The 22,939-nt window shown below is 68.1% G+C and carries 27 protein-coding genes; 13 read left to right on the top strand and 14 right to left on the bottom strand.

Translation table 11 applies throughout. The annotated features are described in order from the left end of the window. Both V6M45_RS08235 and V6M45_RS08240 read left to right on the top strand, forming a co-directional pair. The coding region (locus V6M45_RS08235) for a UvrB/UvrC motif-containing protein (RefSeq protein ID WP_332655385.1) at positions 1-507 on the top strand (507 nt) is incomplete at its 5' end. A 2-nt stretch (positions 508-509) separates the two neighbouring features. Then, positions 510-1,733 (top strand): GTP pyrophosphokinase, encoded by a 1,224-nt coding sequence (locus V6M45_RS08240; protein ID WP_332655387.1) that lies wholly within the window; start codon positions 510-512, stop codon positions 1,731-1,733. An 11-nt stretch (positions 1,734-1,744) separates the two neighbouring features. Here the strand turns inward: V6M45_RS08240 and V6M45_RS08245 are convergent, their stop codons facing one another. Both V6M45_RS08245 and V6M45_RS08250 read right to left on the bottom strand, forming a co-directional pair. After that, positions 1,745-2,392, bottom strand: coding sequence for an MT-A70 family methyltransferase (locus tag V6M45_RS08245; protein WP_332655389.1), 648 nt, complete (start codon positions 2,390-2,392; stop codon positions 1,745-1,747). A gap of 131 nt (positions 2,393-2,523) precedes the next feature. Then, on the bottom strand, positions 2,524-3,336 hold the full coding sequence (locus V6M45_RS08250) for a BglII/BstYI family type II restriction endonuclease (RefSeq protein ID WP_332655391.1): 813 nt from the start codon (positions 3,334-3,336) through the stop codon (positions 2,524-2,526). Positions 3,337-3,819: 483 nt separating this feature from the next. Between V6M45_RS08250 and V6M45_RS08255 the strand changes: the two genes are divergently transcribed. Further along, positions 3,820-4,365 carry a hypothetical protein gene (locus tag V6M45_RS08255; protein WP_332655393.1) on the top strand — a complete coding sequence of 182 codons (546 nt, stop codon included), beginning with the start codon at positions 3,820-3,822 and terminating at the stop codon, positions 4,363-4,365. A 190-nt stretch (positions 4,366-4,555) separates the two neighbouring features. After that, entirely contained in the window at positions 4,556-5,467 is a 912-nt protein-coding gene (locus V6M45_RS08260; protein ID WP_332655395.1) for a DMT family transporter, read from the top strand. A gap of 169 nt (positions 5,468-5,636) precedes the next feature. On the opposite strand, the gene V6M45_RS08265 is transcribed toward V6M45_RS08260, so the two are convergent. From V6M45_RS08265 to V6M45_RS08275, 3 genes are all read right to left on the bottom strand, one after another. After that, positions 5,637-5,840, bottom strand: coding sequence for a cold-shock protein (locus V6M45_RS08265; RefSeq protein ID WP_183254651.1), 204 nt, complete (start codon positions 5,838-5,840; stop codon positions 5,637-5,639). A 220-nt stretch (positions 5,841-6,060) separates the two neighbouring features. Beyond that, the gene (locus tag V6M45_RS08270; RefSeq protein WP_332655399.1) at positions 6,061-6,819 is read right to left on the bottom strand and encodes an extensin-like domain-containing protein; all 759 of its coding nucleotides are present in this window, start codon (positions 6,817-6,819) and stop codon (positions 6,061-6,063) included. 48 nt (positions 6,820-6,867) lie between these two features. Further along, entirely contained in the window at positions 6,868-7,992 is a 1,125-nt protein-coding gene (locus V6M45_RS08275; protein ID WP_332655400.1) for a serine hydrolase domain-containing protein, read from the bottom strand. A gap of 159 nt (positions 7,993-8,151) precedes the next feature. Between V6M45_RS08275 and ppk2 the strand changes: the two genes are divergently transcribed. Continuing rightward, positions 8,152-8,901, top strand: coding sequence for a polyphosphate kinase 2 (gene ppk2, locus V6M45_RS08280; protein ID WP_332655402.1), 750 nt, complete (start codon positions 8,152-8,154; stop codon positions 8,899-8,901). Here ppk2 and gluQRS read toward each other — a convergent pair whose 3' ends face one another. Continuing rightward, positions 8,902-9,753 (bottom strand): tRNA glutamyl-Q(34) synthetase GluQRS, encoded by an 852-nt coding sequence (gluQRS, locus tag V6M45_RS08285; protein ID WP_332655405.1) that lies wholly within the window; start codon positions 9,751-9,753, stop codon positions 8,902-8,904. Continuing rightward, positions 9,750-10,889 (bottom strand): JmjC domain-containing protein, encoded by a 1,140-nt coding sequence (locus V6M45_RS08290; protein ID WP_332655407.1) that lies wholly within the window; start codon positions 10,887-10,889, stop codon positions 9,750-9,752. Before V6M45_RS08290 ends, gluQRS begins: the two co-directional genes overlap by 4 nt. Positions 10,890-10,933: 44 nt before the next feature. On the opposite strand from V6M45_RS08290, the gene V6M45_RS08295 reads away from it, so the two are divergent. From V6M45_RS08295 to V6M45_RS08315, 5 genes are all read left to right on the top strand, one after another. After that, positions 10,934-11,590 (top strand): DNA-3-methyladenine glycosylase family protein, encoded by a 657-nt coding sequence (locus tag V6M45_RS08295; RefSeq protein ID WP_332655409.1) that lies wholly within the window; start codon positions 10,934-10,936, stop codon positions 11,588-11,590. Continuing rightward, positions 11,587-12,237, top strand: coding sequence for a trimeric intracellular cation channel family protein (locus V6M45_RS08300; RefSeq protein WP_332655411.1), 651 nt, complete (start codon positions 11,587-11,589; stop codon positions 12,235-12,237). Before V6M45_RS08295 ends, V6M45_RS08300 begins: the two co-directional genes overlap by 4 nt. A 133-nt stretch (positions 12,238-12,370) precedes the next feature. Further along, positions 12,371-12,931 (top strand): HNH endonuclease, encoded by a 561-nt coding sequence (locus V6M45_RS08305; protein ID WP_332655413.1) that lies wholly within the window; start codon positions 12,371-12,373, stop codon positions 12,929-12,931. Positions 12,932-13,122: 191 nt separating this feature from the next. After that, on the top strand, positions 13,123-13,344 hold the full coding sequence (locus tag V6M45_RS08310; protein WP_332655415.1) for a hypothetical protein: 222 nt from the start codon (positions 13,123-13,125) through the stop codon (positions 13,342-13,344). Positions 13,345-13,399: 55 nt separating this feature from the next. Further along, positions 13,400-14,176 carry a transglutaminase-like domain-containing protein gene (locus V6M45_RS08315; RefSeq protein WP_332655417.1) on the top strand — a complete coding sequence of 259 codons (777 nt, stop codon included), beginning with the start codon at positions 13,400-13,402 and terminating at the stop codon, positions 14,174-14,176. On the opposite strand, the gene V6M45_RS08320 is transcribed toward V6M45_RS08315, so the two are convergent. The 3 genes from V6M45_RS08320 to rpmB all read right to left on the bottom strand — a co-directional run bounded on the left by V6M45_RS08320 (position 14,173) and on the right by rpmB (position 16,711). Then, positions 14,173-15,930, bottom strand: a complete 1,758-nt coding sequence (locus V6M45_RS08320) for a M1 family metallopeptidase (RefSeq protein WP_332655419.1) — start codon at positions 15,928-15,930, stop codon at positions 14,173-14,175. The two genes, V6M45_RS08315 and V6M45_RS08320, sit on opposite strands and share 4 nt — an antisense overlap. A gap of 59 nt (positions 15,931-15,989) precedes the next feature. Then, a complete protein-coding gene (locus tag V6M45_RS08325; RefSeq protein ID WP_332655421.1) occupies positions 15,990-16,328 on the bottom strand; it encodes an MmcQ/YjbR family DNA-binding protein in 339 nt (112 codons plus the stop codon). An 83-nt stretch (positions 16,329-16,411) separates the two neighbouring features. Further along, positions 16,412-16,711: a 50S ribosomal protein L28 gene (gene rpmB / locus V6M45_RS08330; RefSeq protein ID WP_332655423.1), complete on the bottom strand. Its 300-nt coding sequence runs from the start codon at positions 16,709-16,711 to the stop codon at positions 16,412-16,414. Positions 16,712-16,920: 209 nt separating this feature from the next. Here rpmB and V6M45_RS08335 point away from each other — a divergent pair, with 209 nt between their 5' ends. Both V6M45_RS08335 and V6M45_RS08340 read left to right on the top strand, forming a co-directional pair. Next, positions 16,921-17,394 (top strand): DUF3617 domain-containing protein, encoded by a 474-nt coding sequence (locus V6M45_RS08335; RefSeq protein WP_332655424.1) that lies wholly within the window; start codon positions 16,921-16,923, stop codon positions 17,392-17,394. Positions 17,395-17,458: 64 nt separating this feature from the next. Next, the gene (locus tag V6M45_RS08340) at positions 17,459-17,839 is read left to right on the top strand and encodes a c-type cytochrome (protein ID WP_332655425.1); all 381 of its coding nucleotides are present in this window, start codon (positions 17,459-17,461) and stop codon (positions 17,837-17,839) included. A gap of 53 nt (positions 17,840-17,892) precedes the next feature. Here V6M45_RS08340 and V6M45_RS08345 read toward each other — a convergent pair whose 3' ends face one another. Further along, positions 17,893-18,450, bottom strand: coding sequence for a CarD family transcriptional regulator (locus V6M45_RS08345; RefSeq protein ID WP_259548078.1), 558 nt, complete (start codon positions 18,448-18,450; stop codon positions 17,893-17,895). A 326-nt stretch (positions 18,451-18,776) separates the two neighbouring features. Continuing rightward, on the bottom strand, positions 18,777-19,118 hold the full coding sequence (gene fdxA, locus V6M45_RS08350) for a ferredoxin FdxA (RefSeq protein WP_332655430.1): 342 nt from the start codon (positions 19,116-19,118) through the stop codon (positions 18,777-18,779). Between the two features lie 180 nt (positions 19,119-19,298). Here fdxA and V6M45_RS08355 point away from each other — a divergent pair, with 180 nt between their 5' ends. Continuing rightward, positions 19,299-19,922: a YceI family protein gene (locus V6M45_RS08355; protein WP_332655432.1), complete on the top strand. Its 624-nt coding sequence runs from the start codon at positions 19,299-19,301 to the stop codon at positions 19,920-19,922. Here V6M45_RS08355 and V6M45_RS08360 read toward each other — a convergent pair. Beyond that, on the bottom strand, positions 19,909-20,205 hold the full coding sequence (locus V6M45_RS08360) for an RNA-binding S4 domain-containing protein (protein WP_332655434.1): 297 nt from the start codon (positions 20,203-20,205) through the stop codon (positions 19,909-19,911). The genes V6M45_RS08355 and V6M45_RS08360 overlap by 14 nt on opposite strands. Beyond that, positions 20,202-22,676, bottom strand: a complete 2,475-nt coding sequence (locus V6M45_RS08365) for a helicase-related protein (protein ID WP_332655436.1) — start codon at positions 22,674-22,676, stop codon at positions 20,202-20,204. Before V6M45_RS08365 ends, V6M45_RS08360 begins: the two co-directional genes overlap by 4 nt. Positions 22,677-22,939: the final 263 nt, after the last annotated feature.

Below are 22,939 nucleotides of genomic sequence, written 5' to 3' on the forward strand. Positions count from 1 at the left end.
CTGATCCAGACCATCGGCCGCGCCGCCCGCAACGTCGACGGCCGCGTCATCCTCTACGCCGACCGCATGACCGGCTCGATGGAGCGCGCCATCGCCGAGACCAACCGCCGCCGCGAGAAGCAGGAGGCCTACAACGCCGAACACGGCATCACCCCGGAGTCGGTCAAGCGCGACATCCGCGAGATCATGGCCAGCCCCTATGAGTCCCGCGCCCTCGACAAGCTGACCGCGCCCGGCGTGAAGGAGGAGTCCCGCCCCTTCACCGGCACGAATTTCCAGGCCGCCCTCAAGGACCTCGAAGGCCGCATGCGCAACGCCGCCGCCAACCTCGAATTCGAGGAGGCCGCCCGCCTGCGCGACGAGATCAAGCGCATGAAGCTGATGGACCTCGAGTTCGCCAATGAGGTGCTGACGGCCGAGGGGGAGACGGTCGACAAGTCCGCGCCGAAGCGGTGGCGGGCGGACGCGGCGGCGGAGAAGGCGGAGGCGTTCAGGAAGGGGCGGTAGGGGTGTCCGCTGTAGATGGTCAAGCGGATCAAGCTGCTGGATCTGGAGTTCCAGAAGGATATGGTGGGGAAACGTTAAGTCCTGCCCTATTGGCCTCTTGGGGCGCACGGGGGGGGAAGGGGGGCGAGCTGTCGGACAATCACGAAGAGCTGCAGGCCAAGGCGGACCGGTTTGCTTCGGAGTATGAGCAGAAGCGCGCGCTCTACGCCGATTTTTCAGCTAGCGTTGAGAACCTGACCAAGGAGCTCCTGCGCCAAGCCAACATCGATTACCATCGACTTGAGAGTCGGGAGAAGGATGCTGACAGCCTACGGGGGAAGGTTCTCCGGCCCGAGAAAGAAGGTCGGTACGATAACCTTGAGGATATCACCGATCTTGCAGGTGTCCGAGTAGTCTCATTCTTACGCGAAGAATGTTATCAGATTTGTGAAATAATCCGAAATCACTTTGATATTGATGAGTCCAACTCTGTAGACAAGATCGAAGATGCGGATCCTGACCGCTTCGGATATCTTTCCGTCCATTTTGTGGCTGCATATAATGCAGAACGACTAAAACTTCCGGAGTTTAGTCGGTACGAAGGGCTGAAAGTCGAGATTCAGGTTCGAACCATACTCCAGCATGCGTGGGCAGTTATTGACTGGAGGTTGCGCTATAAGAGCGCTATCGAGGCACCGAAGCCTCTGCGCAGGAGATTGTTCAGGATTAGCGCTCTTCTTGAGACCGCGGACGACCAATTTTCCGTGCTGATGCGAGAAACGGCTGAGCTCAGGAAATCATACGCGGAGGAGATCAAGAAAGGCAATTTGGGCCTTCTTATCGATAGTGAATCGGTTGGAATCTTCGTCGAAGAGAATAAGAATCTGAAACGGTTCGCCGAATTGGCTACAAATCATGGCTACCATATAGAGCAAACTCGTCGGCCAAGTTCTAATCCGTTTGTAGCGCTTCTCTTAACCCTGCGAGCAGCGGGTTTAAAGAACTTGGAAGACGTTGATGCTGTGCTCAGGCAGCCGAAGAAAAATCTGCAAGAGATGCTAAACCAAGTTTACGAGGCTTGGAAAACGGCTGATAAACCAGCGAAAATTGTTATGCCGATTCACAGTCTCCTGCGGATGTTAGTAATACTCAACTCGCCATCGCCGAGAGCGCAGATCATATTATCTGATTACCCGTTCGGCGCTGAGTTGCAGAGGGCTATATTGCAGACTATCGGTAGCGAGTAGTTTGAGGCCCTCTATTCCGCCGCCACCGAAGAGTTGTACGAATACGTCTTCCATGTCGGCGCATAGGTCTCGTCTGCCTGATTGCCCCAGACGGCCCAGCCCGGCCGTTCGCCGCGCGCGAACAGTTCCAGATACGGCCCCGTGCTGCACGCCTCGACCAGATTGTACTGTTCGTCGGGCTTGCGGCTGTGTTCGCGCTTGCGGGTCTGGATCATGTTGACCTGGCTGCGGCCCGGGGCCTCGGTGCGGGCGTTCTTGCCGCGCGTTCCGAACAGCAGGATCTCGGTCACATTGCGGAAATAGAAGCCCACGCCCCGACCGTCCGAGCCGCCGTCCTTGCGGATCTTGTGCCAGATCAGGTTGGATTTGTAGTTGAAGCCCCAGGCCTTCATGACCTCCAGCCCCTCGGGCAGCAGGGCGTTCGGCACCCACATGTAGAGGTGCGCCGTGTCCTGCGCGACCTCGGCCACCGGCAGGTCGCAGATCGCCTTCAGGTCCATGGTCGAATAGCGGTTCAGCCGCTTGTGCTCGGGCGCCACCTTGCCGGTGCGGTTCTGGAACTGCCACGGCGGGTCGGCGAGGATCGTGCGGAACTTCCGGCCGTTGGCGAAGGCGCGCAGGTTCTCGATGGGATCCGGCTGTTCGGCGTCGTAGGCCATTCAATCACTCCGCGCCCGAAAACGAATCGGGCCGCACGTTACGAAGGGTAACGCGACAGCCACGAAACACCCACGGATTAGCTACACCACAGTTCGGCTTTTGTTCCAGTGATTGCAGCCCTCGCGCGGGATCAGTCCTTCACACACGCGGGGGTGATGCCGAACACCAGAACGGGACAGGCGCCGTTTCGGCCGGCATTCAATCGATAGAGCAGCTTGCCCATCCAGGTGGTGCTGGCACCGTACTTGGCGGCCGTCGTCCGAGGCTTCCCGTCCTTCATTTCGATCTGACCGCTTTTGGTCAAGGCGGGTCCCAATCCCTTGATGAAGTCGGTCATCTCCGTGCCGCGCGTCACAAGGACGCCGACGTCGATCACGCCGGTCTGGGCGAAGGCGGAGAACGCATAAAGATCGCGATCGAAGGTTTGATCCTTGCTGTTCCACTCCAGATCGAACGCGACCTTGCCTTTGACGTAGTCGACCTTGTGTCCGTCCAGATACTTCGCCCTCGTGAGAGTCTCGGGGGGCATCTTCTCGTACCGAGGCTTCTTCAGCGCTTTTCCGGTCTTGCCGGTGGTCACGTACCGCTTGGCGATCTTCTGAACATGAAGGTCTCCGCGAATGATGGTTTCGCGCCAGTCCTTCGGCCTAAGGCTTGCCGATAGCAGCTTCGGAATGTCGGATTCGTTCCCGCCGGCGGTCCGGATCATCGCTTCCGTGATCATGAATTCCCGTAGCGCCTGACACAGCTCGTCGAAGGCCTCGCGGTGGCTGACGGACAAGATCGTCGCGGCGCTGCGGTAGCTGTAGACCTCGTATTTCTCGAGCAGGTCTGGGGGGACCATCCGTTCGACAAGCGAGCGCGGGTCGGCTGCTTCGCCGGGCTCCAGCGCAATTTCGTCGCGCGAAATCTCTTCCTCGAAGGCGTCTTCTTCTTCGCTCATGTGCGACCATGCCCCGGATTCTCGGCGGCGAACAACTTCCCCAGCTTTCGTCATCCTCCGGCAAGGCGCTTCAGCGCCGCGACCGGAGGACCCAGTGGCGCGCGAGAGCGCGAACCTGTCGAGCGCACCGCCGCCGACCACAACCTGCCTGAACAGATCGCCTTCGGAGCCTCCACCGGTCCGGCTTCGCCGGCCGGAGGATGACGATGGGTCCCCCGGTCGCGCTGCGCGCGCCGGAGGATGACGAAAGGAAGGGGGGGAGCGCCTGATCCTTCTCCCGATGGGAGAAGGTGGCGGGGCGGAGCCCCGTCGGATGAGGGTCGGCTGGGCGAAGCGGCGAAGCCGCCCCCCGGCGGTCGACCCTCACCCTTGAGCGCAAGGACGACCGCTTCGCGCTCGTGCGCTCAAGCCCTCTCCCAATGGGAGAGGGGTCACGGGCGCCTACGTCCGGTTTTGACGCAGCGGCGGCTGATACTGCGCGCCATGTACGAGCGCGATCCGCCCCGCATCCGATCCGACGAATACTGGGCCGAGATACGGCGCGCCTGGGAGGGCGGGGCGACGGGGGCGTCGCTGGCCAAGCGGTATGACGTCGGGCTGGCCAATCTGTGGCGGCGGCGGGCCGAGGAGGCCTGGGAGCGGAAGCCGCAGCCGGACCCGGTTCCGGAGCCGGTCGAGGGGTGGGAGCGGTATGCGGAAAGAAAGCGGGACGAGTTCGAGTTCCGGCTGACCGAGACGCGGGCGGTGGCGAGCCGGCTGGCCGAGGCGATGGCGGGCGGGGCGCTGGAGGCGGTGCCGCTGTGGCACCTCGGGTTCGTGCTGAGGTGGCGGGAAACGCATCTGACGGCCGAGACGGCGGCGCGGGACCGGGACTGGGCGCGGCGGTACGGCTGGACGGCGGGGATGTGGACGGAGGAGGGACGGCTGTATCACCAAGCGTGGCTGGACGAGGCGACGCTGCAGGGCAATCGGGCGGCGTGGCGGGAGGACGCGGGTCTGCCGGACGGGGTGGCGAAGGATTGGCCCTAGTTTTCCTTCTCCCCTCGAGGGTGGAGGGCGACGCCCGACGGGTGGCCCGGTGGGCCGGATGAGGGGGCTGTTTCGGCGGTCTCGCTGTCGGGCGACTGGCGGCCTGTCGGAGGCATGAGTGTCTCACCCCTCATCCGCCCTCTCCGGGGGCGCCTTCTCCCGCAAGGGGAGAAGGACGTATACGGCGAAGATGCCCACGACCCGCACCGCCGCCCTGCTGATCCTCCTCGCCTCGGCCGCGGTGCTGGGGCTGGCGCCGATCCTCGTGCGGCTGGCCGATACGGGCCCGGCGGCGGCGGGGTTCTGGCGCTTCGCCTTCGCCCTGCCGTGGCTGTGGCTGCTGGTCTCGCGCCCGGGGCAGGCGGTGGGCGAGGGCGGGCCCGGGCGGCCGTCGGGGCTGATGGCGCTGGCGGCGCTGTTCTTCGTGCTGGACCTCAGCTTCTGGCACTATTCGATCGCCTTCACCTCGGTGGCCAACGCCACCACCCTGACCAATCTGACGCCGGTGGTGGTGACGGCGGCGGCATGGCTGATGTTCCGCGAGCGGCCGCGGGCGCTGTTTCTGGCGGCGCTGGCGCTGGCGCTGTTCGGGGCGTGGACGATGTCGGCGGGGGCGGACGGGCGGCAGGGGGCGAACCCGCGGCTGGGCGACGCCTTCGCGGCGGTGACGGCGCTCTGGTACGCCGGCTATTTCCTGACCGTGAAGGTGCTGCGCGGGCGGGTCTCGGCCGGGCGCATCATGCTGTGGTCGACGGCGCTGGGGGCGCCGATGCTGCTGGCCGTGTCGGTCGCGCTGGGCGAGCCGCTGGCGCCGGCGTCGCTGGCCGGCTGGCTGGCCTGCGCCGGGCTGGGGCTGGTGCATGTGGCCGGGCAGGGCGGAGTGGCCTGGGCGCTGGGGCGGCTGCCGGCGGCCCTGACGGCGGTGACGGTGCTGATCCAGCCGGTGGTCGCGGCCATGCTGGGCTGGTGGCTGTTCGCCGAGACCATGACCGCGGCCCAGCTGGGCGGGGCCGCGGCGTTGCTGGCGGGGGTGGTGCTGGCGCAGTGGAGCGCAGGCCGCGTCGGGTCGGGAGGTCCCGGAGGGCCGACGACCGCGGCCTAAGAAGAAAGGCCGCGTCGGGTCGGGAGGTCCCGGAGGGCCGACGACCGCGGCCTAGACAAGAAGGGCCGCGTCGGGTCGGGAGGTCCCGAAGGGCCGACGACCGCGGCCTAAAAAAGAAAGGCGCGGAAGCCGAAGCTTCCGCGCCCGTCTCATGATGCTGTCAGTGGGATCAGAGCAGCTTCAGATCCACCGCCGAGGTCTTGCCGCGCTGGGATTCCAGCTCGTATTCGACCTTGGCGTTTTCATCGAGGCCTTGCAGGCCCGCCTTCTGCACCGCGGTGATGTGGACGAACACGTCCTGACCGCCGCCATCGGGCTGGATGAAGCCGAAACCCTTCGTCGGGTTGAACCACTTGACCGTGCCGGTCGCCATATTGCGTCTCCTGAACGCGCTTTCCAGGCGAACGCCCCCGTGGGGACGCCCGACAGCCCATCTGGACGAGCTCATTCAGTGAAGGAGCGGGCACGGGTGTGGAGGCCGCGCGAAATCCGGACTGCGGGGGCATTTCTCTCTCGAAAAACCGGAAGCGGTCAACCGCAAACCGAGTCGTCCGGGCGGGGAACAGGGTTAGCGCCCGTCAGGCGCCCCCCCTTTACGCGCACAGGCCGCGGGGCGCCCCATCCAGATGCAGGTGGTCGCGGTGGGCCTCGTTGTAGTCCGGCGTCAGAACGGTCGAGAACACCCGGCAGGCCCCGGCGCGGATGCGCTTCAGGAAGCCCTGGCCCTCGGCCCCGCGCGGACCGGTCCCGTCCCAGTCGGCCAGCACCGAGACCTTGCGCCCGTCCTCGAGCGTCATGCCGCCGAGATCCAGCGCATTGGCCCGGGCATGCTCGCTGGGTTTGGCGCTGGCGCTGGTCTGGCCATAGATGCGGCGGCAGCTGTAGGTCCCGACGCTGTCCATCTTCGCCACCCGGCTGCCGAACGCCGCCTGCGCCGCCGGCTGCAGCACCTGGCGGTCCCAGATGACGTAGCGGACGGCGAGCGGGCACTGCATCACGGGATTGCCGGGCAGGGGGGTGACGGCGCCGCCGGTGATCCGCACCGCCCCGCGCACCACGCAGAAGCCGCCGTCGTCCTTGTCCCCGGCCCGCTCGACCGTGACGCCCGCGTCGCGCAGGACCTGGATGCAGGCCTCGGTGACGGCGGCGGTCTCTTCCGGGGCGGCGCTGCGGGCGAGCTCGAAATCGGCCACCTTGGCGGCGGTGGCCTGGCCGATCGGCTGGCTCAGGTCCAGCGGCTTCCACGGCAGGTCCTGGGCCGGGGCGAAGGCGTTGAGCAGGGCGAAGGCCGCGCACACGCCGAGGCCGGCTTCCCACAGCAGATTCCAGAAGTCGGCGAAGTCGCGATCCATGCCCGATCCAGCCTTAAACAGCCGGACCGCCAACGCAAAGCGGAGCCGTCAGGCGGGGGCGTGGATGTCGATCAGCGCCTGGGCCAGGGCCTGGTTCGCCGGGGCGCCCCTGGTGCGCTCGTTGGCGAGCGACAGCACGGCCAGCCCCCGCTGCGGCGCGACGCGGGCGATGGCGTGCCACATGGTGTTGGAGCCCTCATGCGCCAGCGCCGGACCGCCCGCGGCCCACGCCTGCCCCGCCTGCAGGCCCCAGCCGTAGGCATAGGCCGGGGGCGGGCCCTCAGGCGGGGTCAGCAGATGCGCCAGGGTCCCGGGCCGGACTGCGCCGCCGCCGCCGCTCAGATACAGGGACAGGAACCGGGCGTAGTCGGCCACGGTCATATGCATTCGCCCGGCCGGCCCCATGAAGGCGGGATTGTCGGCCCCGCGCGCCGGATCGACGGCGGCGAGCTGGTCGCCCATCATCCGGTGACCCCACGGATTCTCGCCCTGCGGCGCGCCGTGGCCGACCGAGGTCATACCCAGCGGCGTGAACAGCTCGGCCGCCATGACCTCTTCCCACGGCTGGCCCGTCAGCCGCTCGATCGCCGCTCCGGCGAGGGTGTAGTTGACGTTGCCATAGGCGAACGTCCCGCGCGGACCGGTGGGCGGCTTGCCCAGCACGATGTCGGCGAAGTCGCTGCGCTGGTCCCGGGCCGAACGCTGATCCTGATGCCCCGCCATCAGGACCTCGCGGCTGAGAATGTCCCGGTCCAGCAGTCCGCTGCGGTGACACAGGAGATCGTCAATGGTGACCGGGGCCAGCGCCGGGTCGATGGCGGCGTCCGGAAACAGCGTCTGCAGCGTCGCGCCCCATGGCGCCCGGCCTTGCTCAACCAGACGGCCGTAGAGCACCGCCGTCATCGCCTTGCCGTTGGAGCCGAGGTGCCAACGCTGGTCCAGCGTGGCGGGCTCGTCGCCGCCGGCGCGGCGGACGCCGCGCACGCCCGACCAGATCAGGCCCTGGGGTCCGACCACGGCGGCTGCCATTGCGGGCGGGCCGCCGACAAAGGCCGCGTCCAGCGCCGCCCCGGCGCGGGCTGCCCTGTCCTGCGCATGGGCGAGGCGGGGCAGGGCGATCACCGCGGGCCAAGCGGCGAGTCCGGTCAGCAAGGTCCGGCGGCTGGCGATCATGGGCATCCCCTCAACAGTCGGGCCAGGTTACGACAGGGGCGGGGAGCCATGCACGTGAGTTCGGCGACAGGAACGCGGCGGCTTGCGGCCCCGACCGCAACCGGTGCGCAATCGATCTGCAACATTGCCGTGCGCTCCCGGCGGGCGCACGGTGGCTTCATGGGCAAGAAAACCGACGACTACGAAGCCGAGCTGGTCCGCCTGCAGACGCTGCTGGTCGAAACCCAGGCATGGACGATCGACGAGGGCGTGAAGACGGTGATCGTCTTCGAGGGGCGCGACTCCGCCGGCAAGGACGGCGCGATCAAGCGCATTACCGAACACATGGCCCTGCGCCAGACGCGCGTCATCGCCCTGCCCAAGCCGACCGAGCGCGAGACCGGCCAGTGGTATTTCCAGCGCTATGTCCCGCACCTGCCGGCCGAGGGCGAGACCGTGCTGTTCAACCGCTCCTGGTACAACCGGGCGGGGGTCGAGCGGGTGATGGGGTTCTGCGAACCCGGCCAGTACGCCCAGTTCCTCAAGGACGCCCCGCATTTCGAGCGGATGCTGGCCGACGGCGGCGTCAATATCATCAAGCTGTGGCTGGATATCTCGAAGGCCGAGCAGGCCGAGCGGCTGGCCGCCCGCGTCGCCGATCCGCTGAAGCGGTTCAAGGTCTCCTCGCTGGACGCGGAGGCCCAGGACCGGTGGGACGACTACACCGCCGCCCGTGACCGCATGCTGGATCAGACCGACCACCGCACGGCGCCGTGGACGGTGATCGCCACCGACCACAAGAAGACGGCGCGCCTCAACATCATCCGCCACATCCTGCGGTCGATCGGCGGCCCCGGCGCGGCGGCCGACAAGCCCGATCCCGAGGTGGTCTTCCCCGCCGCGAAGGCGCAGGGACGGCTGGCCGTCTGATCAGAAGCCCAGTTCCGCCCTCAGCGCCTCCGGCGTGATGCCGTCGGCCCTCAACTGAGCCAGGGTGACCGAGCCGTCCCGCTTGGCGAACCGCCGGCCGTCCGGTCCCGTCAGCAGCCGGTGGTGCCTGTACACGGGCGTCGGCCAGCCCATCAGGGCCTGGATCAGCACCTGGATATGCGTCGCCTCGAACAAATCCTCGCCGCGGATGACGTGGCTGACGCCCTGCAGCGCGTCGTCATGGGTCACCGCCAGATGGTAGGCCGTCCCGGCATCCTTGCGCGCCAGCACGACGTCCCCCGCCGTCCCGGGCCGGGCCTGAACCATTCCGGTCTCGCCCTCCGGTCCCTTTCCCTCCTCGACGAAGGACAGGCCGTCCCAGGCCGCGCCGCCCAGGGTGTCGCGCGCCCGGTCGAGCGACAAACGCCAGGCGAAGGGCCGCCCCTCCGCCAGCAGGCGCGCCTCCTCGTCGGCCGGATGCGGACCCGGCCGCACAGCCTCGGCCGGGCCGTGAGGCGCGTCGCCGATGGCGTCGAGGATCTCCTTTCGGGTGCGGAAACAGCGGTACAGCAGGCCGCGCCGGTTCAGGGTCTCAACGGCGGCGGCGTAGTCCGCCAGGTGTTCGGACTGGCGCCGGACCGGCGTCTCCCAGTCCAGGCCCAGCCACGCCAGGTCCTCGAGGATGGCCGCGTCGAACTCGGGTCGGCAGCGCGTCGGGTCGATGTCCTCGATCCGCAGGATGAAGCGACCGCCCGCCTCGCGCGCCGCCGTCCAGGCGGTCAGGGCGGAGAAGGCATGGCCCTTGTGCAGCCGGCCGGTCGGCGAAGGCGCAAAGCGGGTGACGAAGCTCACGCCAGGCGCACCCGCTCCAGCGCCCCTGCCCGCTCGGTCACGGCCACCGCTTCGCGGATCGCCGCCTCGGAAACGAAATCGAATTGGGCGATCATATCCTCGAGGGCGAAACGCTGCTGTCCCAGCGCCCAGGCGACCGCCACCCGCGCCGGGCCGTCGATCTGCGGCGCCGCCAGGCCGGTGGGACGGTACAGGCTCAGCGGCAGTCGCTCGGGCAGGGTGTAGGTGGAGGGCCGGGCCACCAGCCGCTCCTGCGCCATTGCGATCTCGTCGCGAAACTCCGGCAGGGCGGCGAGCGCCTGCAGCCGGCGCCCGAGGTCGGCCAATTGTTCGGACAGGGCGCGACCGCCTTCGGCTGCGGCCGGGGCCAGCCAGGCGCGGAAGGCCGGGTCCTGCAAGGCGGCGCTCTCGAGCAGGGAGAACAGCACCCGTCCGTACAAGGGCGTCACCGAGAAGGTCACATGCAGTGAGGCGCCCTCGGTCGCCAGGGCGTCATGGTACCAACCCCGCGGCAGGTAAAGGACGTCGCCGGGCCGCATCCGGATCTCCTGCATCAGGGGGCCGCGGGTGCGGGCGAACCATGAGCGCGGGTCGGGCTCGTCGGGCGGGGCGACGGGATTTTCGGCCCGGTTCTGGTAGAGCCTCCAGGTTTTCTCGCCCTCGGTCTGGATGGCGAAGACGTCATGCAGGTCGAAATGCGTTCCGAACGCCTGCACGCCGCCGAATGAGCAATAGATGTTGGCCCCGACCAAGGCGGCCCAGGTTCGCCCCAGCATGGTCGAGAGCGCCTGGAACTCGGGCGTCAGGGCCTCAACCTCGCCCGCAATCAGGCTCGCGCCCATGCTCAGGAGGGTTTGGACCTTGGCGGGGGAAGGGCGGACCACCGCACCGGCCTGTGTCTGCGAGGCGATGCAATACTGCGCGGGCGGGATCGGCTCACCGTTGGCCACCAGTTTCAGGGACGCCGAGTTCCAGATCGAGCTCTGGTTCAGCAGCCGGTTGAACCCGGCCCAGTCGAGGATCGCTCGTTTCGGCGCACCCTGCCCGGCGGGAATATGCAGCGGTTTCCGGCCCTCGTAGGCCTCGCGGAACGCCACGGGGGTGATCGGGTGCAGAAGATCGTCCAGACTGTGCATGGGGAAGGCTTAAATCCCGCGTCCCACACTGTCGATGAGGTCCGATGATCCCCGCGCCCACGCCGCTCGAGATCGCGGACGCCCGTCGCGCGCTGATCGCGGCCGATCCCGCCCTGGCCCAGGCCGACGCCCGGACTCCGGCCTTCGAATGGCGCTCGCGCACAGGCGGCTACGAGGGCCTGTTCCGCATGATCGTGGAGCAGCAAGTCTCGGTCGCCGCCGCCGCAGCCATCTGGCGGCGAGTGGTCGAGGGGCTGGAGGGTGAGATCACGCCGGAAGCCGTGCTGGCCCGCGATGTCGAGACGTTGCGCGGTTTCGGCCTCTCCGGCCAGAAGGCCCGCTACGGCCATGAGATCGCCCAGGCGCACGTCGACGGGCGGATCGACTTCGACCATCTCGAGCGGCTTGCGGATGACGAGGCCATCGCCCGCCTGACGGCCATCCGGGGCGTCGGTCGATGGACAGCCGAGACCTTCCTGATGTTCTGCGAGGGGCGGCGCGACGTCTTTCCCGCCGGCGACATCGCCCTGCAGGAGGCGATGCGCTGGGCCGACGGCGCGGTGCTGCGCCCGCGGGAGAAGGAGGCCTATGTCCGGGCCGAGGCGTGGCGACCCCATCGCAGCATTGCGGCGCATCTGCTGTGGGGATGGTATGGAGCGGTCAAGCGCGGCGAGATCGCGCTGGAGGAGCCCGCCGCGTGACCCCGATCGTCGACCCTGCCCTCGCCACCCCGGAAACCGTTCTGGGCGCGCTGGACTTCGCCGGCGTTGCGGTGTTCGCGGCGACCGGGGCCCTGGCGGCGGCGCGGGAGCGGCACGACCTCGTCACCTTCGCCTTCTTCGGCGCCATCACGGGCGTGGGCGGCGGCACCCTGCGCGACCTTCTGATCGGCGCTCCCGTCTTCTGGGTCGGCGACTGGCGCTACATCGCGGTCTGCGTCGCCGCTTCGGTCGCGGTGTGGATGGTGGGGGCCCGGCCGTGGCGGTTCCGGGCCCTGCTATGGCTCGACGCCATCGGCCTGGCCGCCTACGGCGTGTTCGGCGCTGCCAAGGCGGAGTTGTTCGGCGTCGCGCCTCTGATCTGCATCGTCATGGGGGCGTTGACCGCGTGCTTCGGCGGCATCGTGCGCGACCTCCTCGCGGGCCAGCCATCGATTCTGCTGCGGCGCGAGATCACGGTCTCGGCCGCGCTGCTGGCGGCCACCATCTTCGTGACAGCGCGCCTGTTCGGCCTCGACGCCTGGCCGGCCGCCCTTATCGCGGCGCCGTGTGGGTTCGCCCTGCGCGCCGGGGCCCTTGTCTGGGGATGGAGCCTGCCGGCCTTCCCGGGCGCCGCCACCCGCAGCTGACCGTCGCGCAACCGTCTCGGCGCCGTCATCGCCAAGCCGTCGAATCAGGCGTAGGATTCCGGCACAGCCAGGGAAGGAGACGTGTCTTCAGTCCGGTCGCGTCGATAAATCCCGTTCGCACGGCGAGGGCCTGATGCAGGTCCTGAGCCGCCCTCCGTCCGGCTGGCCGGCGCTTGTGCTCAACGCCGACTTCCGGCCGCTGTCCTACTATCCGCTGTCGATCTGGCCGTGGGAGGAGGTGGTCAAGGCGGTGTACCAGGACCGCGTCGACGTGGTCTCGACCTATGACAAGGTCGTCCGCAGTCCCTCGATGGAAATCGTCCTGCCCAGCGTGATCGCGCTGAAGAACTATGTCGATCAGGACCGGCAACCCGCCTTCACCCGTTTCAACGTCTTCCTGCGCGACGGCTTCGCTTGCCAGTACTGCAACGCGACGACCGAGCTGACTTTCGACCACGTCATTCCGCGCAGCCGGGGCGGGCGCACAACGTGGGAGAACATCGTCGCCGCCTGCGGTCCCTGCAATCTGAGGAAGGGGGGACGCACGCCGCAACAGGCGGGGATGCCGATACGTCGCGCCCCGCATCGGCCCAGCGCCTGGCAGTTGCAGGAGTTCGGCCGCCGGTTTCCGCCGCACTACCTGCATCAGAGTTGGCTCGACTACCTCTATTGGGACATCGAGCTCGAGCCCTGATCGCCGACGGAACTCGCGCGCGAGCGCCGGATGGATACAACCGTTCGCGGCTCGGGCGTCTCGCGAACCCTTGTTTTACAGGATCATTGTTCGACCGGGTGTCGGCGGGTTTGAGAAAGAGACTCGCTCCAGACGGGAACCAAATCCGGCCGTTCCCGGTTCAGGTCCCGAGGTAATCGGGAGAGATACCAATGAAGAAAACACTTGCGGCCATCACGGCCGGATGTCTGCTGATCGCAGGCCAGGCCGCCGCATCCAGCCAGGCGGCGACCCGCGTCGGCGACCGTGTCGGTGCGCAGGCTGAATCGTCCAGCGAGTTCGCGGGGATTCCGGTCATCGGCCTCCTGGCCATCGCAGGCGTCATCGCGGCTGCGGTCGTGGTTGTTTCGGACGACGATTCCGAGAGCGATTGATTTTCGAACGTCGTGATCGATTGACGAAATCATGGGGTCGGCGCAGGCCGGCCCCATGAAAATTCGTGTCCGCGCCGACCTCGTCTATCGTTTCGACCCGCCCACCGACGCGATCTACAAGATCCAGGTGGCGCACTGGCCGGGCCAGACCCTCATCGAAGAGCGGCTGACGACCGACCCTGCCGTCGATTTCATCGAGAGCGAGGACGAGGAGTTCGGCGCGAGGACGCTGCGCGCGCACCTGTCGGGCGAGGTGACGCTGACCTATGAGGCCGTGGTCGATAACGGCACGCTCAAGGGCCTGCCCCCCGTCACCGTCCAGCACGACTGGAACGATCTTCCGGCCGAGGTTCTGCCCTATCTCAACGCCAGCCGATACTGCCCGTCCGACCAGTTCGGCCGGTTCGCCGAGCGCACCTTCGGGGGCACGGTGGGCGGCGACCGGGTGCTGAAGATCCTCGACTGGATCAGGGCCGAGATCGACTACGAGCCCGGCGTGTCGGACAGCGAGACCACCGCCGCCCGCACCTTCATCGACCGCGCCGGCGTGTGCCGCGACTTCACCCACATGGGCATCACCCTGTGCCGCGCGTCCGGCATCCCCGCCCGCGCCGTCAGCGCCTATGCGCACCAGCTGACGCCGCCCGATTTCCACGCCATCTTCGAAGTCTGGCTGTCGAACGGCTGGTGGCTGGTCGACCCGACCGGGCTCGCGCCGGTCGAGGGACTGGTGCGCATCGCCTGCGGCCGCGACGCGGCGGACATCGCCTTCCTGACGACACAGGGGCGCTGCGAACTGGTCCGCCAGTCGGTGACCGCAGAGGCGATCTAGTCGTCCGCGCCGCCTGCCGCCTTCCACGCCTCGATAAATTCGAGCCGGCGCAACACCTTGTTGTCCGGGTCGATCAGGATGTGGGCGCCCGCCGGCGCGACGATCCGCCCCCGTCCGCCTGACATCGCCACCGTCTGGCGGCGGCCGTCGATCTCGACCTCCACCGGCATGGGGAAGACCCCGCCGTTCCCGGTCACCCATTCCAGCGTCAGTTCGCCATCGGCCCGGGTCTGGCGCAGATCGGGCAGGGCGGCCTGGTACAGATAGCCTTTGAAGAACCAGGTCAGGTCGCGACCGGTCTCTTCGTTGACGATGGCGAGGAATTCGTCGGTCGTGCCGTAGCGGGGCTGGAACGTGCCGGGACGCGGCATCGCCGTGCCGTAGACCAGCCGGGTCACCGAACGGAAGAAGGCCTCGTCGCCGATCAGCATGCGCAGGCTGTGCGCGATCTGGGAGCCCTTGTTGTAGATGTCGAGCCCCGGGCCGACGTCGCCCTGGTAGACCTCGTCCTCGGACCTCTCCTCGCCCGACACGACCGGGAATTTGTTGATCAGCCCGCGTCGCTGCTCCAGCAGCGAGGCCTCCATGAACCGCTCGCCGTTGAGCCAGCGGTCGTAGAGCGGCTGCATATAGCTGCCCAACCCCTCGTGCAGCCACATGTCGTCGGCGTTGCGGTTGGTCAGCTGGTTGCCGAACCATTCGTGGGACAGCTCGTGGTGCAGCAGCCAGTCGAAGCCGCGGCCGTCCAGCTTGTAGCCGTTGCCATAGGCGTTGATCGTCTGGTGCTCCATGCCGAGATGCGGCGTCTCGACAACGCCCATCTTCTCGTCGCCAAAGGGGTAGGGGCCCACGGTGGCTTCATAGAAGTCGAGCATCGGAGCGATTTCGTCGAACAGGGCCCGCGCTTTCGCAGGGTCGTCCGACCTCAGATGCCAGTACTGGATCGGATAGCGGTTGCCGAAGCGGCTTTGGTAGGTGTCGGCGATCTCGACATAGGGCCCGATGTTCAGGGCGATGGCGTAGGTGTTCGGGTTGGCGGCCGACCAGTTCCAGGTAGTCCAGCCGTCGCCGTGATCGACGGCGCCGAGGAATTTGCCGTTGGACGGCGCCGACAGGTTCGAGGGCACGGTGATGTGCAGGTCGACCCGGCCGGGTTCCGCCAGCGGATGATCGATGCAGGGCCAGAACAGGTCGCAGCCCTCGGGCTGGACCGCTGTGGCGATCCACGGCTCGCCCGACGGCGCCGTGGCCCAGACGAAGCCGCCGTCCCAGGGCGCATGGGGGGCCACGCGGGGCTGTCCGGCATAGGCGATGCGCAGCTGCGCCGTCTCTCCGGCGGCCAGGGTTCGCCCCAGCTCGACAGTCATCCGGCCCTCGGGATTGGACCAGCGGTCGGCGGGAACGGCCACGTCGTCGACCGCGACGGCGGACACGGTCAGCAGGGTATCCAGCTCGACCACCAGACGCTCGACCGGGGCGATGGCGGTGAAGTCCAGAAGGGCGACAGCGTCGATGGCCTTCTCGTCCGGGATCACCTTGATCGTCAGGTCGGCCTTGTCGAAGGTCACCGCCAGCTGTTCGGCCGCACGGGGCTGGTCGGTGCCGAGGGTGAAGGCGGTCGATTCGCGGGCGGCGGCCTGAGCCGGGCCCGCCTGGGCCGCCGCCGGCTCCACGGTCGCCGCCGTGGTGACGCAGGCCGAGAGGGCGATCAGGGATGCGCCCATCAGGGCGGCGCGACAGGCGATCAAGGACACGGACAACTCCCGACGGTGGATCGGAGCCAGCCTAAAGCCCGCCTGCAGCCGTGCAACCGTTAAGCCGGAAGGCCGCGGGCCCTTCGCTGAGCCCTGGTCGCCCGCCGCGCCCAGGCCTTGTCGATCTGGTCCCGCAGGCGGTCGTCGTCCGCGGCCGCGAACCGCACCAGGACGGCGGGCCAGCCTTCGAAATGCGGGGTCTTGAAATAGGTCCGGGGTTCGGTCTCCATCAGCAGGTCGATGTCGCCGTGGTCCAGCGACAGGGAGACGGCGTCCGGCAGGCGGGTGTCATTGATCAGCAGCTTGCCCCGCAGCCGCACGCAACGGACCCCGTGCAGCGTGGACTCCTCCACATCGGGCAGGGAGAGGGCGTAGGCGTACATCTGGTCCCGGGTCATGGACGGACAGTGCCGCCCCGGCAGGCAAAGAAAAAGGGCCGGCGTTTCCACCGGCCCCCCTCAAATCGTAATGGCGTCGCCGATCAGGCGGCGGCGGCCTGCTCGGCCAGCTTGGCCTTGACCTGGCGCTTGATGCGCTGGGCCGCGATCGACAGCTGCTCGTCCTTGGCCTTGACGATGAACGGATCCAGGCCGCCCTTGTAGTCGAGGGTGCGCAGCGCGGCGTTCGAGATGCGCAGCGAGAAGGTCTGGCCGAGGGCCTCCGAGGTCACCTTGACGGCCTTGAGCGACGGCAGGAACCGGCGCTTGGTCTTGATGTTCGAGTGGCTCACGCTGTGGCCGACCATGGGGCCGATACCGGTGAGTTCGCAACGACGCGACATCTGACTATCCTTCGGAGCGGTCCGCGATACGAAGCGGACGCATGAAACAGGTGCGCGCGGGAGGTCATCCCGCGCGAGAGGGGGGCGTATAGAGGAGGAGTCCGCGTCCCGTCAAGACTCGGACTACCGGGCGGAGCCGTTCAGCCGCCGTTCAATTGCCACCCTGTACCGCTCTGGTCATGAGACCGATGTTCAACTCCGGGACCGCCATGAACCCTTCCGTCCTTGTCCGCATAGCCGCGACCGCCGCGCCGGTCATCGCCGGGGCCCTGTTCCTCGCCGCCCCCGCCGCGCCCCGCGCCGCCATGGCGCCGCAGTCGAGCGCCGACACTGTCCTGCCGGGTTACTGGCAATACACCACCAGCGCGGTCGGTGTTCGCGACACCGAGACCAAGTGCGTCCGGCCCAGCGAGATCAACCGTTTCTTCGGCGGCCTCTCGACCCGCCGCTGGCAGTGCACCTATCCGGTGCGCCAGGTCGGCAACGGCAACGCCCGCTTCGAAGGAACCTGCACCGACCGCAAGGGCCGGCGCGTCAACGTCCGCCTGCACGGCACCTATCAGCCCGAGAACTTCACTTTCCGCGGCGGGGCCCAACTGGCGCGCGGCACGCCCTATCTGCCGGCCAGCATCACCGCCCGCCGCCTCGCCGCCCAGTGCCCGGCCAACGCCGAGTATTTCTGACGGCGTTTGACCTGGATCATCATTGGTCGGCATGCTCCGGTATCGAATGCCGGAGGAGGCAGACATGAAACGCAACCAGGTGCTTGTCGTGACGGGGTTGCTGGCGTTCGGGCTGGCTGCATGCGCGACTGACGAAGGTCCCGCTGCGGTCCGGATGGACGCGGCCCCCGTCGGCTCCGCCGCCTTGGGCGGAAACCTGGTCCGGCAGAGGTGCGCCGGCTGTCACGCCGTCGAACTGATGGGCGACAGCCCCATGAAGGCCGCTCCGCCCTTCCGCCAGATGGGCCGCACCTATCCCGTGCGGGACCTGCAGGAGGCGCTGGCTGAGGGACTGGTCACGGCTCACCCCGCCATGCCGCCGATCGAACTGGAGGCCGGCGAGGTCGCCAATGTCATCGCCTACCTTGAATCCGTCTCCAGCACCGGCGGCGGCGGCCCCGACTGAAAAAGGCCCGGGATCGCTCCCGGGCCTTATCCATTTCCGCGCTGGTCGTCCGATCAAGCGGCTTCGGCTTCTTCGGCCTCGGCGGCTTCGGCCGCGGCGATGACGGCCTTCTTGGCGCTCAGCGACTTGCCGAGCAGTTCGACGGCGGCGTCCTTGTCGATGCGGTTGGCCGCGGCGACTTCGCGAGCCATCCGGTCCAGCGCCGATTCATAGAGCTGACGCTCGGAATAGGACTGTTCCGGCTGGCTGTCGGCACGGTGCAGGTCGCGGACCACCTCGGCGATCGAGATCAGGTCGCCCGAGTTGATCTTGGCTTCGTATTCCTGCGCGCGACGCGACCACATGGTGCGCTTGATGCGGGCGCGGCCCTTCAGCGTTGTCAGGGCCTTGGACACGACGTCGTCGGCGGCCAGCGAACGCAGGCCGGCGGTCTTGGCCTTCTTGGTCGGGACCCGCAGGGTCATCTTCTCGTGGTCGAAGGTCACGACGTAGACCTCCAGAGACATGCCCGCGACTTCCTGGGTCTCCACGGCCGCCACCTTGCCGACGCCGTGCGCCGGATAGACGACCGCGTCGCCAACCTTGAATTCCAGACCGGTCTTGTTCGTCATGTCATTCCTTTCCCGGCGCGGAGGACGGGCGAGACGAAAACGAGGAAACGACAGGGCATCGACCGGCGGCGGGGAGGCCGTCGGCGCAAATGCTCTCAGTCGTCAAAACGGAAACGGATCACCAAACCTCTGGCCGATCCCGCCTGCATGGGAGGGATTCTGTCGCAAACGCGGGCGGCGCGAAGAAATCGCAGACCGCCCGACCCAATGACAGTAACCTATCACAAATTTGCGGAATTTCAAAACGTCCACAGCGTCAGCATACGGAAGGCTGTAAAACCTCTCCGGATCGTGTCAGCGCGCCGTCGAGTGGAGGCGGCTGAGCTTCAGGACCCCTTGCCCGGGTTCGGCGAGAAATATTTCTCGAACTTGCCGGTCTCGCGCTCAAAGGCTTCGGCGTCGGCGGGAGGCGTGCCCTTGACCGTGATGTTCGGCCAGGTCCTGGCGTATTCGGCGTTGACCATCAGCCATTTGCCGTCGGGCTCGTCCTCGGTGTCCGGCTTGATTGCGTCGACCGGGCACTCGGGCTCGCAGACGCCGCAGTCGATGCATTCGTCCGGGGCGATGACGAGGAAGTTTTCGCCCTCGTAGAAACAATCGACGGGGCAGACCTCCACGCAGTCCATGAACTTACATTTCACGCAGGCGTCGGTGACGATGTAGGTCATGGAGCGGAACGGTGATCGCGCGGTTGGTGGGACGGGCTGCGCAGATGACCCCGGAGACCCCGGCTGTCAACTCGGTGAGCGGACGTGACGCATCCCGCACCGGGGTTGCGATGCCGGCGCGGCGCGCTATCTGTATCAAACACGATTGCAGATCGTTCCATCATCACAGGATTTCGCCTCATGCGTCTCGTCTCCCGCACCGTCATCGCCGCCGCCGCCTCGATCAGCCTTTTGACCGGCGGCGCCGTCGTCGCCCAGGCCGCTCTGACCCGGGCGCCGGCCGAGGTCCAGGCGGGGGCCTATGCGCTCGATTCCGACCACGGCAAGATCACCTGGTCGGTCAGCCATCTCGGGTTCTCGACCTACAAGGGCCAGTTCGTGAATGTCGACGCCGACCTGACCCTCGACCCGGCCAATCCGTCCGCGGCGACTCTGACTGCGACCATTCCGCTGACCGAGGTGGATTCCAACTCGGACGGCCTCGACGCCCACCTTCAGACGGCCGACTTCTTCGATACCGCCAACCACCCGGTCGCGACCTATGTCTCCCGCTCGGTGACCGTCGATCCGACGGCTCCGGACCGGGCCACCGTGGTCGGCGATCTGACTCTGCGCGGCGTCACCCGGCCGGTGACCATGACGGTCCGGTTCAACCAGGCCGGTCCGTCGATGGGCGGCGCCTATCGGGCCGGCTTCGACGGCGAGGCGACCATCAAGCGGTCGGACTTCGGCATCAACTACGCCCTGCGGGTGCTGGGCGACGAGGTCAGCCTGCACATCGAGGGCGAGTTCATTCGCCAGTAGGCGGCCCCGGCTCCACGAGCGAATACAGGGCGCGGGCCTCTTCGGGCGGTCCGCGCCTTTCGCCCATCTGCAGCACCTCGAGGTCGAACAGCCGACCGCCGATGGCGAAGACCAGGCCGTCCCCGACGTGGACGCAGCGGCTCGGCTTGTCGAGCCGCGTCTGCACGCCGTTGTGGGTGAGGCGCACCGCGCCCCGTTCGACCATGCCGGCGGCCAGGGAGCGGCTCTTCGCGAACCGCGCCCGCCACAGCCAGACATCGATGCGGCAGGCGGCCTCGCTCACGCGGGTTTCCGGCGCCGGGGGCGTTTCCGGCGCGCCGGCGCCGGCGTGGTCAACGCCGACAGGGCGGCGAAGGGGGAGTCGGATACCGGCTTCGGCGCACGGTTCGGGCGGTCGGCCTGTTGGGCCCGCGTCGTCCTCAGCGCGCCGGCCAGCGCCTTAGCCTGTTCGAGGGTGATCCCCAGCTCGGCGAGGTCCGTCTCGCCCAGCACGCCCCTGTTCCGGGCCCGCCGTTCGGCCAGCGACTCCAGCATCTCGACACTCGCCGCGACCCGTCCGACGGCCCGCAGCCCGAAGGCCGACAGCAGCCGCGCCGACGGCGGCGTCGCGGGCAGGGGCGTCAGAACCCCGGACCCCGGCCGGAAGGGTTCGTCGGCGACAAAGGCCTGGGCCACCGTCGCGCCGCGTCCCTTCATCAACGCCGGCAGCCACACCGAATGCGCGCCCAACCGGACGCCGAAGGTCTTCAGCGTGCGACGCTCGACCTGGCTCAGCGCCGCCAGATCCCGCTCCACCTCCCGCCGGTCGATCACGCCGCCGGCCTCGATCAGCCGGAAGGCGAGGCCGCGGGGCAACCCCTTCAGCGCGCCGCTCTCGACAGCCGCCTTCAGTCGCCGCAGGGGCCGCAGCGCCCGTCCGGCCTCGGCCGCCAGCCAGGCCTCCAACCGGCGTTGCGCCCGCTCGCGGGCCGCCACGGGGCCCAGTTCTCCCAGCAGCCGCACGCGCGGCGTGAACCAGTCGCCGCCGACGACCCGGCCCGCCTGGGCGCCGCGCCACAGCACCGCTCCGTCGGGCGTGACGGAAAACGCCTCGTCCGCGTCGGCCGCCAGCCGACCCAGCCGCCGGGCGATCTCCGGCGTCACCGCCTGGCGCGCCGCATGACGCAGGGCCTTGTCCTCCAGCGCGCTGCCGCCCTTGTCGATCTGGAAGTCCACCCCGATCAGCCGACCGACGGCATGGCCCTCGACCACCACCGCGCCCTCGGAGTCGACATCCGCGACCGCGTCCTCGCGGACGTTCAGGGCCCGCATCAGGGCGGTGGTGCGCCGGTCGACGAACCGCGCCGTCAGCCGCTCGTGAAGCACGTCGGAGAGCCGCTCCTCCAGCGCCTTGGTCTTGTCCCGCCAGCCCTGGGCCTGATCCAGCCAGTCGGGGCGGTTGGCGATATAACTCAGCGTCCGCACGCCGCTCAGCCGCGCCGACAGCTGGTCGATCTGGCCGTCGTCGCGGTCGAGGTCGGCGAAGCGTGGCGCGATCCAGTCGGCCGTCAGCCGCCCGCGCTTGCCGGTCAACGCTTCGAAAATTTGCTTCGCCAGCCGGGAATGCTCATCCAGGGTGGTCTTCTGGAAGTCCGGAAGCTGGCAGGCCTCCCACAGCCGCATGATGGCGCCGCGCGACCGGCCGACGCGGGCCACGTCCTCGTCCTTGATCAGGCGGCGCAGCAGGGTCTCGTCCAGCGCCGGCCGGGTCAGGTTCAACCCCCGGACGCCCGGCGTCACCGTCAGCGAGCGCAACAGGTCGGGCAGGGTGTCGAAGTCCAGCCGCGCATGGCGCCATTCCGCCGCCTCGACCGGGTCAAAGCGATGCTCCACCACCTGTTCGACGAGGTCGGGGTCCAGCTCGATCGCTTCGCCGGTGACGCCGAAGGTGCCGTCGCGCAGGTGGCGGCCGGCGCGGCCGGCGATCTGGCCGATCTCGTGGGCGTGCAGCCAGCGCGTGCGCCGTCCGTCGAATTTGCGCAGGCCGGCGAAGGCGACGTGGTCGACCTCCATGTTCAGCCCCATGCCGATGGCGTCCGTGGCCACGAGGAAGTCGACCTCGCCCGACTGGAACAGCTCGACCTGGGCGTTGCGGGTGCGCGGGCTCAGACTGCCCATGACCACCGCCGCCCCGCCGCGCTGGCGCCGGATCAGCTCGGCGATGGCGTAGACCTGGTCGGTGCTGAAGGCGACGATGGCGCTGCGGGCGGGCAGGCGGGTCAGCTTCTTTGATCCGGCGTAGGACAGGGTCGACAGCCGCTCGCGCGACACGATCTCCACGTCCGGAACCAGCGACCGGATCAGCGGCGCCATGGTCCCGGCGCCCAGGAACATGGTCTCGAACCGGCCGCGGGCGTGCAGCAGCCGCTGGGTGAAGACGTGGCCCCGCTCGGGATCGGCCACCAGCTGGATCTCGTCGACGGCGAGGAATTCGACCGACCGCTCCATCGGCATGGCCTCGACGGTGCAGACGAAATAGTGGGCCCGCGGCGGGACGATCTTCTCCTCGCCGGTGACCAGCGCCACCGCCGCCGCGCCACGCCGCTTGACGATCCGGTCATAGATCTCGCGCGCCAGCAGCCGCAGCGGCAGGCCGATCATGCCCGAGGCGTGACCGAGCATCCGCTCGACCGCCAGATGGGTCTTGCCGGTGTTGGTGGGCCCCAGCACCGCGACGACGCGAGAGGGGGCCTGTCCTGTGCCGCGGTCGCTCATGATGCTGAAAAGGTGGCTCTTCCCGCCCGGTTCCTCAAGCGGCGCCGTACGGTTTCCCCTGGTCGGTAAACAGCAAAGCTCGATCAGGCGGAACAGGGGCGAAACGAATCAGGACCGAATCATCGACACGGCCCGATTCGGGATTTGTTCACCCCAAGATATTGTATCTTAAGATGGATTAACCACAACCGCGGAACGGGCGGTTTCCGGTGCGTCGGGGCGTCCCAGTTTGCGAGCTGGTGATTTTGGCCGCCGGCGCGCTT

The sequence above is a fragment of the Brevundimonas sp. genome (genome assembly GCF_036676055.1).
GTDB lineage: Bacteria > Pseudomonadota > Alphaproteobacteria > Caulobacterales > Caulobacteraceae > Brevundimonas.